At 62.7% G+C, this 14,909-nt stretch carries 15 protein-coding genes; 14 read left to right on the forward strand and 1 reads right to left on the reverse strand.

Annotated elements, in window-relative coordinates:
* Positions 1-9 precede the first annotated feature (9 nt).
* From AO356_RS23980 to AO356_RS24005, 6 genes are all read left to right on the forward strand, one after another.
* Positions 10-741 carry a GntR family transcriptional regulator gene (locus tag AO356_RS23980; protein ID WP_060741875.1) on the forward strand — a complete coding sequence of 244 codons (732 nt, stop codon included), beginning with the start codon at positions 10-12 and terminating at the stop codon, positions 739-741.
* Between the two features lie 122 nt (positions 742-863).
* Complete coding sequence (locus AO356_RS23985; protein WP_060741876.1) at positions 864-2,153, forward strand: MFS transporter; 1,290 nt, start codon at positions 864-866, stop codon at positions 2,151-2,153.
* A 28-nt stretch (positions 2,154-2,181) separates the two neighbouring features.
* Complete coding sequence (locus AO356_RS23990; protein ID WP_060741877.1) at positions 2,182-3,012, forward strand: amidohydrolase family protein; 831 nt, start codon at positions 2,182-2,184, stop codon at positions 3,010-3,012.
* 108 nt (positions 3,013-3,120) lie between these two features.
* Positions 3,121-5,304, forward strand: coding sequence for a PAS domain-containing sensor histidine kinase (locus tag AO356_RS23995; protein ID WP_060741878.1), 2,184 nt, complete (start codon positions 3,121-3,123; stop codon positions 5,302-5,304).
* On the forward strand, positions 5,301-5,702 hold the full coding sequence (locus AO356_RS24000) for a response regulator (RefSeq protein WP_060741879.1): 402 nt from the start codon (positions 5,301-5,303) through the stop codon (positions 5,700-5,702). The genes AO356_RS23995 and AO356_RS24000 overlap by 4 nt, the downstream gene beginning before the upstream one ends.
* A gap of 257 nt (positions 5,703-5,959) precedes the next feature.
* Positions 5,960-6,403 carry an HIT family protein gene (locus AO356_RS24005; RefSeq protein ID WP_060741880.1) on the forward strand — a complete coding sequence of 148 codons (444 nt, stop codon included), beginning with the start codon at positions 5,960-5,962 and terminating at the stop codon, positions 6,401-6,403.
* A 36-nt stretch (positions 6,404-6,439) separates the two neighbouring features.
* On the opposite strand, the gene AO356_RS24010 is transcribed toward AO356_RS24005, so the two are convergent.
* Positions 6,440-7,297 carry a LysR substrate-binding domain-containing protein gene (locus AO356_RS24010; protein ID WP_060741881.1) on the reverse strand — a complete coding sequence of 286 codons (858 nt, stop codon included), beginning with the start codon at positions 7,295-7,297 and terminating at the stop codon, positions 6,440-6,442.
* A gap of 242 nt (positions 7,298-7,539) precedes the next feature.
* Between AO356_RS24010 and AO356_RS24015 the strand changes: the two genes are divergently transcribed.
* Genes AO356_RS24015 through AO356_RS24050 form a run of 8 tightly spaced genes read left to right on the forward strand, consistent with a single transcriptional unit; the run spans position 7,540 to position 14,863 of the window.
* Positions 7,540-8,382 carry a transporter substrate-binding domain-containing protein gene (locus AO356_RS24015; RefSeq protein ID WP_060741882.1) on the forward strand — a complete coding sequence of 281 codons (843 nt, stop codon included), beginning with the start codon at positions 7,540-7,542 and terminating at the stop codon, positions 8,380-8,382.
* A gap of 55 nt (positions 8,383-8,437) precedes the next feature.
* Entirely contained in the window at positions 8,438-9,289 is an 852-nt protein-coding gene (locus tag AO356_RS24020) for a transporter substrate-binding domain-containing protein (RefSeq protein ID WP_060741883.1), read from the forward strand.
* Positions 9,286-10,710 carry an FAD-binding oxidoreductase gene (locus tag AO356_RS24025; protein ID WP_060741884.1) on the forward strand — a complete coding sequence of 475 codons (1,425 nt, stop codon included), beginning with the start codon at positions 9,286-9,288 and terminating at the stop codon, positions 10,708-10,710. Before AO356_RS24020 ends, AO356_RS24025 begins: the two co-directional genes overlap by 4 nt.
* A complete protein-coding gene (locus AO356_RS24030) occupies positions 10,707-11,918 on the forward strand; it encodes an aminotransferase class I/II-fold pyridoxal phosphate-dependent enzyme (RefSeq protein WP_060741885.1) in 1,212 nt (403 codons plus the stop codon). The genes AO356_RS24025 and AO356_RS24030 overlap by 4 nt, the downstream gene beginning before the upstream one ends.
* Entirely contained in the window at positions 11,915-12,649 is a 735-nt protein-coding gene (locus AO356_RS24035; protein WP_060741886.1) for an amino acid ABC transporter permease, read from the forward strand. The genes AO356_RS24030 and AO356_RS24035 overlap by 4 nt, the downstream gene beginning before the upstream one ends.
* On the forward strand, positions 12,639-13,427 hold the full coding sequence (locus AO356_RS24040; protein WP_060741887.1) for an amino acid ABC transporter permease: 789 nt from the start codon (positions 12,639-12,641) through the stop codon (positions 13,425-13,427). Before AO356_RS24035 ends, AO356_RS24040 begins: the two co-directional genes overlap by 11 nt.
* Positions 13,414-14,250 carry an amino acid ABC transporter ATP-binding protein gene (locus AO356_RS24045; protein ID WP_060741888.1) on the forward strand — a complete coding sequence of 279 codons (837 nt, stop codon included), beginning with the start codon at positions 13,414-13,416 and terminating at the stop codon, positions 14,248-14,250. The genes AO356_RS24040 and AO356_RS24045 overlap by 14 nt, the downstream gene beginning before the upstream one ends.
* Positions 14,251-14,263: 13 nt before the next feature.
* The gene (locus AO356_RS24050) at positions 14,264-14,863 is read left to right on the forward strand and encodes a hypothetical protein (protein WP_060741889.1); all 600 of its coding nucleotides are present in this window, start codon (positions 14,264-14,266) and stop codon (positions 14,861-14,863) included.
* Positions 14,864-14,909 lie beyond the last annotated feature (46 nt).

The following is a 14,909-nucleotide window of genomic DNA, read 5'->3' on the forward strand; positions in this document are numbered from 1 at the left end:
ATAAGGTCGATGAAATCTCTCTCCAGTGATGCCCGCCTGCCGCTGTATCAACGTTTGCGCGACCAATTGGCTGAACAGATCGCCAATAACCGCTGGCGCCCGGGGGAGGCGATTCCGACCGAGGCCGCCCTTTCAGCGGAGTACCAGTTGTCGACCGGCACAGTGCGCAAGGCCATCGACGCGCTGGTCAGCGAGGGCATCCTGGAACGCCAGCAGGGGCGCGGTACTTTCATTCGTCGGCCGCAGTTTCAATCGTCGTTGTTCCGTTTCTTCCGTTTTCAAAGTGCTTCTGGCGAACGCCGGGTTCCCGAGAGCCGGATCTTGTCCGTGGAACCGGTGGCCGCGCCGTCGGCGGTGGCCCAGGCGCTGGGGTTGCCGGTGGATGCGCCGGTGATTCGCCTGGTGCGGGTGCGTCTGCTGGAAGTGGAGCCGGTGCTCGCCGAAGAAATCTGGTTGCCCCGTAGCCGCTTCCAAGCCTTGCTCGAAATCGACCTGAGTCAAAAGGGCCCGTTGCTTTACCCCATCTATGAAGAGGTGTGCGGCCAGGTTGTCGCCTATGCCGAAGAAACCCTCACCGCCGAATCGGTGAATGAGGTGCACGCAAGATTGCTGCAGGTGCCGGTCAACAGCCCGGTGGTGGTGATCGAGCGCCTGGCACGGGACTACGCCGGCAATCCCCTGGAGTGGCGACGCTCTCGCGGGCATGCCGAGCACTTCCGCTACCGCGTGGAAATTCGCTGACCCGACCCGGCTGGCGGCGAGTCGGTCGCCGCTGTCCCTACCGTTTTGTTTGTCATGACTGGCCCTGTAGCGGCGCGGTTCGCTCTCGGCTGCCTTTCGTTCCACCCATAAGGATAACAATCATGTTCAGTTGGTATCGCCAAGTCACTGCGCGGGAGCGCAAAACGTTTTGGGCCTGTTTCGGCGGATGGTCGCTCGACGCCTTGGAAGTACAGATGTTCGGCCTGGCGATACCGGCGTTGATCGCCGCGTTCGCCTTGAGCAAGGGCGATGCCGGGCTGGTCAGCGGCGTGACCCTGGTCACTTCGGCCATTGGCGGCTGGGTCGGCGGGACGCTGTCGGATCGCTACGGTCGGGTGCGCACGCTGCAATGGATGATCTTGTGGTTTTCGTTCTTCACCTTCCTGTCGGCGTTCGTCACTGGCTTCCACCAGCTGTTGATCGTCAAGGCGCTGCAGGGCTTCGGAATTGGCGGGGAATGGGCCGCCGGCGCGGTATTGATGGCCGAGACCATCAACCCCAAGTATCGCGGCAAGGTCATGGGCACGGTGCAAAGCGCCTGGGCGGTGGGTTGGGGGCTGGCGGTCGGCGTCTTCACGCTGATCTACTCCCTCGTGCCGCAAGACATGGCCTGGCGGGTGATGTTCGTCGTGGGCTTGCTGCCGTCGTTCCTGATCATCTGGGTGCGGCGCAACGTTGAAGAGCCCGACAGTTTCCAGCGCCTGAAAAAAGACAATGTCATCCCGCAAAGTTTCTTCAAATCCCTGGCCGGCATCTTTCGCCCCGAGTTGATCCGTGTGACCTTGTTTGGCGGGTTGCTGGGGTTAGGGGCGCACGGTGGTTACCACGCGGTGATGACCTGGCTGCCGACCTTCCTCAAGACCGAGCGCAACCTGTCGGTACTCAACTCCGGCGGCTACCTGGCAGTGATCATCTTCGCCTTTTGGTGCGGCTGCGTAGTCAGTGGCCTGTTGATCGATCGCATTGGCCGCCGGAAGAACATCGTGTTGTTCGCGCTGTGCTGCGTGGTCACCGTGCAGTGTTATGTGTTCCTGCCGTTGACCAACACCCAGATGCTGTTCCTGGGGTTCCCGCTCGGCTTCTTCGCGGCCGGTATTCCGGCGAGCCTCGGGGCGTTTTTCAACGAGTTGTACCCGGCGGATGTGCGCGGTGCCGGCGTGGGGTTCTGCTACAACTTCGGTCGGGTGCTCTCGGCGATGTTCCCGTTCCTGGTCGGCCACATGAGCGATTCCATGTCCTTGGGCTCGGCCATTGGCATCGACGCAGGGATCGCCTACGGCGTGGCGGTGATCGCGGCGTTGTGCCTGCCGGAAACCCGCGGCCGCAGCCTGGAAGCCACTGCGGCATCGGCGCCTGTGGTTGAGCATGACAGCCAGAGCGCCCGGGCCTGATTTCCCTTATTGTCGATAGATGAGACCCATGGTTGATACCTGTACCAAACCGATGACCGGCATTGACTGCCACGCCCACGTGTTCAGTCGTGAGCTGGAGCTGGCCGCTGTCCGGCGCTACACACCCGACTATGACGCTACGCTCGCTCAATACCTGGGCCACTTGCACGCCCATGGCTTGAGCCATGGCGTGTTGGTGCAGCCGAGCTTTCTCGGCACCGATAACCGCTACCTGCTGGCCGCCCTACGGCAAGCGCCGGAGCAGTTGCGCGGGGTCGTGGTGGTGGAGCGAGACGTCAGCCGAGCCGAGCTGGACGACATGGCCCGGCTGGGGGTGGTCGGTGTGCGCTTGAACCTGATGGGCAAAGCCTTGCCTGATTTTCGTGACGCCGCCTGGCACGGCTTGTTGGGCCACATCGCGGAACTGGACTGGCATGTCGAGTTGCACGCCAACCTGGTGGACTTGCCGGGGTTGATGGCTCAGCTGTTGCCATGGGGCATCAAGGTGGTGGTCGATCATTTCGGCCGCCCGGATGCGTGTTCGGGGCTGGATCAACCTGGCTTTGCCCAATTGATGGCGCTGGGGCAGGGCGGGCAGGTGTGGATGAAGGTGTCCGGTATCTATCGATTGGGCGCAACGGCCTCGCGCAACCTTGAATTCGCCCGCGCCTCGTTGGCGCTGCTGGAACGCAGTTTCGGCCCCGAACGCCTGGTGTGGGGCAGCGATTGGCCGCACACTCAGCATGAAGCGCATGTCGGCTTTGAGACGGTCATGGCGCAGCTGCGCGCATTGGAATGTTCGGCGTCGCTGATTCATGCGTTAATGGTCCAGGCACCCCAGGCGCTCTTCAAGTTTTGAGGCACGAGGCTGTGACGTCGAGTTTTCCTGAACTCGCCCGATGAATAGGGATCTAGACTCCATTGATGCCCCTGTGAAGGTTTCAGCCTGGCGGTTTGAGGATGACTGATGTCGAACATTGAAGAGCTGCCCACGCAAACACCTGCGCCGAGCGAATACGAAAGCTTGATCGCGATGGGGACGGGCGCGCTCGATGCCATTCCCGGTGCGGTGTACCTCTGCGATCACCAGGGGTGGCTCGTCCGCTACAACAGCGAGGCGGCCGAGCTGTGGGGACGGGCACCAGCACTCGGAGAGAACGGCGACCGGTTTTGCGGTGCCCATCGATTGTTCCTGGCTGATGGCACGCCGCTGGCATTCGAACACTGCCCGACGGCCTCAGCGCTCAATACAGGCATTGCGCCGCGCAACCAGGAAGTGATCGTTCAACGCCCGGATGGCTCGCGGTTCGTGGCGCTGATGAACATCCGTGTCCTCAGGGATCGGTGGGGCGACATTCAAGGGGTGATCAACTGCTTCCAGGATGTGTCGGCGCACCATGCCATGGCCGAGGAGCTTCGGCGCAAGAGTGCCGACCTGGAGGACTTTTTCGAAAACAGTGCCGTGGGCCTGCATATCGTCAGTGGCGAGGGCATCATCCTGCGCGCCAACAAGGCGGAGCTGGCGCTGCTGGGTTACCCGGCAGAGGAATACATCGGGCGGCACATCACCGAGTTTCATGTCGATGAACCGGTTATCGACGATATCCTCACCAAGCTGGGCAGTGGCGACTGCCTGGAGAGTTATCCGGCGCGGCTGAGGGCGAAAGACGGCTCGATCAAGCATGTCACCATCACTTCGAACGGGCGCTTCGAGGACGGAAAGCTTTTCAACACCCGTTGCTTCACCATCGACAGGAGCTGCGTCCACGCGGCCGAGACGGCACGCCAGGACAGCGACGACCGGCTTTCAGCGACCTATGAGGCGGTGACCATCGGGATTTCCGAGGCCGATATCGACGGTCGCTTGCTCCGGGTGAACGACGCCCTGTGCAACATGCTGGGCCGGTCGCGGGAGGAACTCCTGTCGATGACATTCCTGGACTACACCCACCCGGACTGCATCGCCCAGGATGCGGGGTTGTACGCCCGCCAGGTGGCCGGTGAACTGGATAACTACGTGCTGCGCAAGCGCGCCCTGAAGCCCGATGGCGAGGTGGTCTACCTCGACATCCACAGCTCGTCGGTGAGGGACGCCAACGGTACGTTTCGTTATGGCGTGCGGGTGCTGCAGGACGTCACGCTGGCGCGGCGGATGGAAAACCAGATCCGCGAAAGCGAACGGCACATGCGCAATCTGCTCGAAGCATTGCCTGCCGCGGTGTACACCACCGATGCCGAAGGGCGCATCACGTTCTACAATCGCGCCGCTGTCGAACTGTCGGGGCGCACCCCGCAGTTGGGCGACATGTGGTGTGTGACCTGGAAGCTGTTCAACACGGACGGAACCGCGCTTCCCCACGATCAATGCCCGATGGCGGTGGCGCTGAAGGAAAACCGGCCGATACGCGGCGTCGAGGCCATTGCAGAGCGGCCGGATGGCAGCCATGTACCGTTCACGCCATTTCCCACGCCTTTGCATGACGCCGATGGAAACCTGGTGGGCGCCATCAACATGCTGGTCGATATTTCCGAACGAAAACAGGCGGAGAACCGCCAGAAAACGCTAATCGATGAGCTCAATCACCGGGTCAAGAACACCCTGGCCACGGTGCAATCGCTGGCGGCCCAGACCGCGCGCAATGCCGAGGATGCGAAGGACGGCTACAGGCGTTTCGAGGCCAGGCTGTTGGCGTTGTCCCGTGCACACGATCTGTTGACCAAGCGGCATTGGGGGCAGACGCCACTCGACACCCTGGCCCATGAAGTGCTGCTGCCGGTCTTTGGGCATGAGCCTGGCCGTGTCGTGATCGAGGGTGCTTGCGTGGACATCGGCACCCGCGTGGCGCTCAACCTCACGATGACCCTCAATGAATTGGCGATCAACGCGCTCAAGTACGGGGCCATGTCCGTCGAGACGGGGACGCTTGCCGTCACGTGGTACCTGCAGAGCCAAGCGGACGGAACGTGGCTGACCCTCGACTGGCAGGAGCGTGGAGGGCCGCTGGTATCCCCGCCGGAACGGGAAGGGTTGGGGTCGCGCCTGATGAAGCGCTGCATCGAGCGCGACCTGGGCGGCACGTTTGACCTCACCTATGCCCCGCAGGGCGTTTGCTGTCGTTTTTCGTTCCTGATTGGAGCGGACGGGGCATGAGCCCATTGGCTGGAATCCGGGTGCTGGTCGTCGAAGACGAAGGCGCGATTGCCCTGTTGATCGAGGAGATGCTGGAAGAGTTCGGATGCGAAGTGGTGGCCTCGGTCGCCCGGCTCGCTGCTGCGTGTGAAATCGCCGGCTCGGTGCAGGTGGACCTGGCGATCCTGGACGTCAACCTGGCCGGCGAGCGTGTGTTCCCAGTGGCCGACATTCTTCGCGAGCGCCAAATCCCCTTTCTGTTCAGCACCGGATACGGCGCCAGCGGGCTGCCGGCCGAGTACGCCGCGCGGCCGGTTCTGCACAAGCCGTTTTCGGAAAGTGAATTGCGGCAGAAAATGGCCGTTGCGCTGAAGGAGGCCCGCGAAAGCGCCCCGACCTTCAGCCCTGATGCCAACTGACTCACCGCCATCGCGAGCAAGCTCGCTCCCACAATGGCCGGCGGTGGACCGTGATTGAGTGCCCCCCACAAATCCCCTGTGGGAGCGAGCTTGCTCGCGATAGCGATCCGGCCTCCAGCACCGTACCAACGGATGCAACACCCTCCCCAGCAAGCCCAGCCCTGACGTTCAAGCAGGCCTTTACGAGACGTTGCCACTGGACTGTGCTAAATCTCTTACCGGCAACCCACCTCTCCACACCCATTCAAGGAGTGAACATGAGTCTCCACGGTCACTACGATCCGCAGAACATCTTTGCGCTGATCCTTCGCGGCGATGCGCCGTGCTACAAGATTTACGAAGACGCCGATGTGCTGGCCTTCCTGGATATCTTTCCGCAATCGCGCGGCCATGTCCTGGTCATCCCCAAAGCCTCCCAGGCGCGCAACATCCTCGAAGTCGAGCCCGCTGTCCTGGGCGCGATGATGTCTGCCGTACAGCGCCTGACGCGCATCATCGTGGACGAGTTGCAGCCGGACGGGGTCCAGGTTGCGCAGTTCAATGGCGCTGTGGCCGGGCAGACGGTCTTTCACATTCACATGCACATCATTCCGCGCTGGGAAGGTGAGGAGCCGGGTGTGCATGGCCGGGGCAAGGCCGATCCCGAGGAGCTGGAAAAGCTCCAGGCTCGCCTGGTCGAGCGCATTCGCTCAATGGCCTGACGCCGGGCAAGGTCCTGCGAAGGGGCGCGGGCCGTATCAGTTCCCGTGTCCCTGGTTGCTGCGGATCAACTCGTAAGCCCGGCGCACCAATGGATTGACGGTATTGGGTCGAATCCACAGGTGATAAGTCACGTCCGGGAGCCGCGGTAAACCATCGTTTTCCCCCAATACCCGCATGTCCGGGCCGAGCATTTCCATACTGCGTGGGGTGACCCCTAAGCCCGCGCGGGTCGCGGCCTTGATGCCGATCAGGTTCGAGGCCAGGTAGGCCTGGCGCCAGGGAATCTTGGCACGTTCGAGCGCCTCGAGGGCATAGCGGCGATAGATGCTGGGCTCATCCACCAGAATCAGCGGCAACGGTTCGCCGGGGTTGTGCAGGTACTGGGCCGAGCAGATCCACCACACCGGTGAGGTGCGCAAGGCGAAGCCTTCAAGGCTCGGATCCTGGCGGGTGGAAATGATCATGTCGACCTTGCCTCGATGCAGGTCGTCCATCAGGAACGGACTGCGTCCGACATCGATTTCCAGGCGCAAGCGCGGGGCCGAGCGGGCGATGTGACTGAGGATCGGAGGCAGGATGGTGTCGGCGATGTCGTGGGGCGAACCGATGCGCAGCACGCCGCTGAGGCTGCTCTCACGCAGGGAGCTGAGGACGTCGTCATTGAGCGATAGCATCTGTCGCGCATGCCGCAGCAATTGCTGGCCGGCTTCCGTGAGCTGTTTTTGCCGTCCGCGTTTTTCGAACAGGCTTACCCCGACCTGCTGTTCCAGGCGTTGCATGTGCTGGGTCACTGAAGATTGTGTGCGAGACAACTGGGCGCCGGCTTCGGCGAAGCTGTGGTGATCGACCACGGCGATGAAGGTGCGCAGTAACTCGAGATCGAGGGTCGACATGGCGGTTGCTTCACATCAAGGGTGCAAACCTAAACATTACAGATTTTTATGGGTTGAGGGGAGTCTTGCGACGGGGGCTTGACTGCAAGCCAGTAAAACAGCGGTTATAAGTTTTTCGCCTGGAAACCAAACCCTGAGAGTTATAACGATATTAGATATTTGAATTTCCTTTGCCTCAAGGCGCTCCCTAGGATGCCCACTCATCAGGTCGGGGGACGCCGGCCATCCATGAGGGGAAATCCATGTTGCTCGAGCGCTCACCTGTAAAACGATTGCTGCCTGTCATGCTGGGCGCCTTGATTTCATTGTCAGCCGTCAACATCGCCCAGGCCGATGCCACTCTGGACAAGATCGAACAGCGCCACGAACTGGCGGTGGGTGTGCTGCTGTCCGGTGGCCCGTTCGGCAGCATCGACCCCGCCACCCAGAAACCGCGCGGCTTGAACGTCGAGCTCGCTCAGGAGTTGGGCCGGCAACTGGGCGCCGAGGTGCAACTGGTGCCGGTATTGCCCGCCAACCGCGTGCAGTTCCTGCAGCAGGGCAAAGTCGATGTGCTGATCGCCAACATGGAATGGACCGCCGAGCGCGGTGAAATCCTCGGGTTCGTACCCACGCCGTTCTACCGCGTCGGTGGCACCGCGGCGGTGCTCAAGGACAGCACGATCAGCCGCTGGGAAGACCTGAAGAATCGACCGGTGTGCACCTCCCAGGGCAGCAGCTACATCAAGCCGCTCACCGAGTTGGGCGTCCAGATCAAGGCTTTCAAGAGCTCCTCGGAATCACTCCTGGCACTGCGTGGCAACAACTGCGTCGCGGCGGTGCACGACGCCACGCTGATCAATCCACTGATTGCCGACAACGCCGAATGGCAGGGTTACCGCGCCCTGAGCCCGGAGCTGAACCCGGCGCCCTCGGTGATCTGGACGCGCAAGGGTGAAAGCGATACCCAGGCCAAACTCGACCCGATCATCAAGCAATTGCACCGCAGCGGCTGGCTGATCGAGGCCCAGACCCGTAACCGCATCACCCCGGCGTCACCCGCCTTGGTGGAATTGCAGAAACAGTTCCAGGCCAACGGCGCCTGAGGATCGTCGCGCCTGTTTTCGCCTTTCAACCAACCGACGTTCAAGGTCATTGCCCATGATTTCATTTTTCGCTCCACGAACCCTGGTCAGCCTGTGCCTGGCGTGGTCCGTCGGCTGCGCGGCCAGCCTGGCCCAGGCCGATGCCACGCTGGACCGGATCGAGCAACGGCATGCCATCAGCGTCGGGGTGATGCTCAGTGGCGCGCCGTTCGGCACCATCGATCCTAAGACAGGCGAGCACCTGGGCTACAACGTCGAGTTGGCCCAGGGCATCGGCAAGGCGCTGGGGGTGGAGACCCAGACCGTGTCGGTGCTGGCGCCAAACCGTGTGCAATTCCTGCAACAGGGCAAAGTCGACATCCTGATCGCCAACATGCAGTTCACCGAAGAGCGTGGCGAGATTCTCGACTACGTGCCGACGCCCTATGAAGAGGTCGGTGGGGCGGCGCTGATTCGCAAGGGTTCCGGCATCAGCCAGTGGGCCGACCTCAAAGGCAAACCGGTATGCGTGTCCCAGGGCAGCAACTTCATCAAGCCCCTGCAGGAAACCTACGGCGCACAGATCAAGGCTTTTCGCAGCCAGTCCGAGTCACTGCTGTCGTTGCGCGGCAATGGCTGCGTGGCAGCGGTCCACGTGAGCCCGACCCTGCATGCGCTGTTGAGCGAAGCCGAATGGGCCGGTTATGAAATCCCGCTGCCGGGGGATCTGATCCCATCGAATTCGGTGATCTGGCTGCGCAAGGGCGAGCACGACACCCAGGCCAAACTCGATGCCATCGTGCGCGACTGGCACCGCAGCGGCTGGCTGATCGAGCTGGGCGAGCGCACCGGCATGGCGCCGTCCCAGGCCTTGCGTGATCTGCATGCCAAGTACAGCCATGCGGCCCCCCTGGCCGCGCAACCATGAGCCAGTCGTTGTTTTTGACGTTGCAGGCACTGGTCGGCGCCAAGCATGTGCAGGGCAGCGAAGACGCCGCGCCGTACCTGACCGACAAGCAGGGTCGTTACGTCGGCCAGGTGATTGCCGCGGTACACCCGGCCAGTACCGAAGAGGTCGCGGCGGTGGTCCGGGCTTGCGCCGCGACTGACACACCGGTGGTGGTGCAGGGCGGAAACACCGGACTGATAGGTGGCGCCACCCCGGACTCCAGCGGCCGTGCCATGTTGCTGTTGCTCGACCGAATGAATCGGGTACGCGCCGTGGACACAGACAACGACACCCTGACCGTCGAGGCGGGCTGCATCCTGCAAACCGTCCAGGACGTTGCACGCGAAGCCGGTCGCTTGTTCCCCTTGAGCCTCGGTGCCGAAGGCAGTTGCACCCTCGGCGGCAACCTGGGCACCAATGCCGGCGGCACCGCGGTGCTGCGCTACGGCAATACCCGTGAATTGACCCTGGGCCTGGAAGTCGTGACCGCCCGGGGTGAAGTCTGGGATGGCCTGCGCGGCTTGCGCAAGGACAATACCGGCTACGATTTGCGGGACCTGTTTATCGGCAGCGAAGGCACGCTCGGCATTATCACCGCCGCGACCCTGAAGCTGTTTCCGCTGCCCAAGGCCCAGGCCACCGCGCTTCTGGCGTTCGACTCCCTGGAGCAGGCCGTGGCCTTGTTGTCCCATGCCCGCGCCGGCTTTGGTGCCAGCCTGACGGCCTTCGAGTTGCTCAGTGCCGAGTGCCTTGCGCTATTGCGCGAGCAGTTTCCCGACGGTCCGCGTCCTTTCGCCAGTGCTCGCCAGCCTTGGTTCGCGCTGTTGGAACTGTCCGATAACCACAGTGAATCCCATGCACGGGAAGTTTTCGAGCAGGTACTGGGTGAAGCCTTCGAGCAGCACCTGCTGGCCGATGCGCTGATCGCCGAAAGTCTCGTCCAGAGCCAGGCGTTCTGGCAGCTGCGGGAAAACATGAGCGATGCGCAAAAGCGTGCCGGTCGCAACATGAAGCATGATATCTCGGTGCCGATTTCCCAGGTCGTGGCGTTCGTTGCCCATACCGACGCGCTGTTGCAGGAGCAGTTTCCCGGTGTGCGGCATTACACCTTCGGTCACTTGGGGGACGGCAACCTGCATTACAACGTCGCCCATCCGCTGGACTCCACGGTCGACGCGCACATGGGCCATTACGCCGCCCTCAGCCGACTGGTTCACGACAGCGCCCACGCCCATGGCGGCTCGATCAGTGCCGAACACGGGATCGGCCAGCGCAAGGTGAACGAGCTGGGGCGCTACAAAAGTACCGTGGAACTGGACCTGATGCACCGGATCAAGCAGGCCCTGGATCCGCGCAATCTGCTCAATCCGGGCAAGGTCCTGGAGCAAATCCAGCCATGACGCTTTACCTGTCCAAGCGCGTGCAGCGTGTCTCGCTGTCCGCCAATGCCGCCGCCAAATCCCGGGCCACGGCCCTGCGTGACGCCGGTCGCGACATTCTCGACCTGACCACCGGTGAGCCGGATTTCGATACGCCGGCGCACATCAAGCAGGCCGCCTATGCCGCCATTGCCGCCGGCGCCACCAAGTACACGCCGACGCCGGGGGTGAAGGCCTTGCGGGTGGCGGTGCAACGCAAGCTGCGCACGGAAAACCAACTGGACTATCCGCTGGCATCCATTGTGATTGCCAACGGCGCGAAACAGATCATCTTCAATGCCTTCGCCGCGACCCTCGATGACGGCGACGAAGTGCTGGTACCGACGCCATACTGGCCGTCCTTTCCGGACAGCGTGCGCTTCAACGGTGGTGAGCCGGTGTTCATCGAATGTGGGCTGGACCAAGGCTGCAAGCTCACCCCTCGACAACTGGAGCAACACATCGGCGAGCGCACGCGCTGGCTGATCCTCAACAGCCCCGGCAACCCCAGTGGCGCGGTGTACAGCGAGGCAGAACTGCAAGGTTTGGCCCAGGTGCTGCGCCGACATGCCCACGTGTTGATTCTGCTGGATGAACTCTACGAACATATTCGTTTCGACGGGCGCCCGTCCCAGAACCTGCTCAACGTCGCGCCGGATTTGCAATCGCGCTGCCTGCTGGTGGGCGGGGTGTCGAAAACCTATGCCATGACCGGTTGGCGCATCGGTTTCGGTGCCGGGCCGCAAGCGCTGACCGATGCCATGACCGTGGTGCAATCGCAATCGACCTCCGGGGCGTCCTCGGTCGGCCAGGCGGCGGCCTTGGCGGCGTTCGAGGGCGGGCTGGATTTCTTGCCGGAACAGGTCGCGGCCTATCGTCAGCGCCGTGATGTGCTGGTGAGCACCTTGCGCAATGTCGAGGGCCTTGAAGTCCTCGAGCCTCACGGTGGTTTTTTCGTCTTTGTGTGCTGCGCCGGGTTGTTGGGGCGCTATCGCCCGGACGGTCAGCGGCTGGAGCACGATGCCGATGTCGTTGCGTACCTGCTGGACGAGGGCGTGGCTGGCGTCGCGGGCAGTGCCTATGGCTTGTCGCCGTGGTTTCGTCTGTCCATCGCCACGGCGACCGAAACCGTCGCCGAAGCGGGCCGCCGTATTGCCCACGCCTGCGGCCAATTGAGGGGCGAACCATGACCCATTGGCTGGAGCAATTCGTCCACTGGAGCGCCGGGCTCGGCCTCAACTACAACTTTCTGCTCGATGCCTATCAGCGCGGCACGCTGGAGCAGGGCGCGTTGACCACGGTGTTGTTGTGCCTGCTGACCATCGTCGGCAGCCTGTTGGCGGGCGTCGGCCTGGCGGCGCTGTTGACCTCGGGCAAGGCCTGGCTTGCACGGCCTGCGCGGGTGTTTGTCGAAGTCACGCGCAACACGCCGACCCTGGTGCAGCTGTATTGCGCCTTCCTGGTGCTGAACATGCTGCTGACCGAGGCCGTTGGTGCGGCCAACCCGCTGACCCCCTTCGCCTGGGTGGTGATCGTGATCTCGCTGCACAAGGGCGCGTTCCATGCCGAGGCGCTGCGGGCCGGCATCGAGGCCGTGCCCACGGTGACCCTGGAGGCGGCCAGTTCGCTGGCCTTCAACAGCCGCCAGCTGTTATGGAACGTGCAACTGCCCCTGGCCCTGCGTTTTGCCTTGCCGTCGCTGATCAACAACCTGATCGACCTGGTGAAAATGACCGCCGTGGCTTCGGCCATCGCCGTGGGCGACATCACCTATGCGGCCATCATGATCTGGACCCAGAGCGATAACGTGCTGGAGCTGATGATCCTGATCCTGGGCTTTTTCGGCCTGCTGAGTTTCACCGTCAACTGCGTGGGGCGCTACCTCGAAGCGCGCCTGAGGATGCCCGGCTATGGCCATTGATTCGTCCGTCATCGCGCCACCGGCCTGGCCGCGGCGACATTTTGGCAAAGTGCTGCTGGGGGTGGCGACGTTGTCCTGGCTGGTGTATGTGGCCCCGCACAGTCCGGTGTTCAAGGCCTTGTTGCAATGGTCGCCGGCCCTGGTCGCAGGGTTCGGCCAGAACATTCTCATCAGCCTGCTGGCCATTGGGCTGGGTTCTGCGGCGGGGCTGTTGGTCGGCGCCATGGTCCTGTCGCCCCTGCGCTTGCTGCGCTGGCCGGCGCGGATCTGGGTGCAGGTCTTCCGCAACGCGCCCTGGCTGGTGCTGATCTACTTCACTACGTATGTGTTCCCGTTCGAGGTTCGTATCGGCAGTGCCTATGTCGCGTTCCCCGACTGGGTCAAGGTCACCCTCGGCCTGGCTTTGCCCGCCAGCGCCAATGTCGCGGAAATCTTCCGTGGCGCCATCGCCTCGATTCCCAGCACCCAATGGGAGGCGGCGCGTTCCCTGGCGTTCACCCGTGGGCAGATTTTCCGCTCGATCATCCTGCCGCAGTGCTTCAAGCGCATGTTGCCGCCGTGGATGAATCTCTACGCGGTGATCACCATGGGCACCGCACTGGCTTCCCTGGTGGGCGTGCACGACGTGATCGACACCGCGCAGATCGCCAGCAACACCGTGAACCTGACCGGCTTCACCGTGGTGATCTACCTGAGCTTGCTGGTGCTGTTCTTTGCTTATTGCTACCCGATTTCCCGCCTTACCCAATACCTGGAGCGACGTTATGCCTTCTACTGAAACCGTCGCCGAACCCCTGGTCAGCCTGCGCGACTTGCACTTGTCGTTCGGCAGCAACCCGGTGCTCAAGGGCATTGACCTGGACGTGCGCCGTGGCGAAGCGGTGTCGATCATCGGCCCTTCCGGCTCGGGCAAGTCGACGATCCTGCGTTGCATCACCGGCCTGTTGCAACCCCAGCGGGGCAGCATCCGTGTCGGTGCCACCGAGGTCCACACCCTGGCCCAGGAAGCCCAGCGCATCGAGTTGCGCAAGCGCGTGGGGTTTGTGTTCCAGCAGTACAACCTGTTCCCGCATCTGTCGGTGCTGGAGAACCTGGTGATTGCGCCGCGCAAGGTCCTGGGCCGCAATCGGGCCGACGCCGAGAAAGATGCCCGCGCCTTGCTCGCCAAGGTGCGCATGGAGCACAAGGCCGATGCCTATCCGGGACAACTCTCGGGCGGCCAGCAACAACGGGTGGCGATTGCCCGCGCCCTGGCGATGCGGCCGGAGCTGATCCTGTTCGATGAAGTGACCTCGGCCCTGGATCCGGAAACCGTCGGCGAGGTGTTGACGGTGATTCGCGAGCTGACCGAAGAGGGCATGACCTGTGTGCTGGTGACCCACGAAATGCGTTTCGCCGAGGAGATCAGCGATGTCGTCTATTTCACCGAGAACGGCGTGATCGTCGAGCACGGTAGCGCCGCGCGGATTTTCCAGCACCCCACCAGCGAGCGCACCCGGGAGTTTCTGCGCCATGCCTTGGGTGACCCGGGGCGGCGGCCGCCCATCGCCGATGATCCTTACCTGTTGACCAACCTGAGTCGCTACAGCCTGTCTGTCTAAAAAGGAGCCTGCCATGACCACCCCTGACCGTGCCGATATCATCGAGGACTTCCTCAAGGAAGTGCGCGTCATTCACCAGCGAGGCGTCGACCGAGCCGCGCTCAAGCAGATTGTCGTGCTGCTGGAAGCCCTGGCCGAGCGCCGCGACCTGTTCAACTTCGAGGCCTTTCCGGCACCGGAGCCGGGGCAGGGCAGCACCGCGTTTCGCTATCGCCTCAATGACGACGGCGACACCCCGACGCTGTACCTGAACTCGCTGCTACCTGGCAAAAGCACCATCCCCCACAACCACGAGACCTGGGCCATCATCAGCGCCATTGAAGGCCAGGAAATCAACTACGTCTATCAACGCGATGACGAAGGTCGCGAACCGGGATACACCACCTTGCACCTGGGAAAAGAGGTGATCGTGCAGCCCGGTACATCCATCGCGTTCCTGGGTGAGGACCTGCATGGCATTCGGGTCGCAGGCGAGCAACCGACCCTGCATTTCCATCTCTATGGCTTGCCGCTGGAGTCACTCAATGGCCGTTACGGCGTCGAAGCCGACGGGCGCATCCTCAATTACAACGCCTCGCAAATGGCCCCGTCGATCAAGGCCTATGCCCACTGACGCCAACCTTGCGTTCCAGTCACTCCATTTTTCCAGCGGGACTCCC

Origin of the sequence: Pseudomonas fluorescens, assembly GCF_001307275.1 — a bacterium.
Lineage (GTDB): Bacteria > Pseudomonadota > Gammaproteobacteria > Pseudomonadales > Pseudomonadaceae > Aquipseudomonas > Aquipseudomonas fluorescens_AA.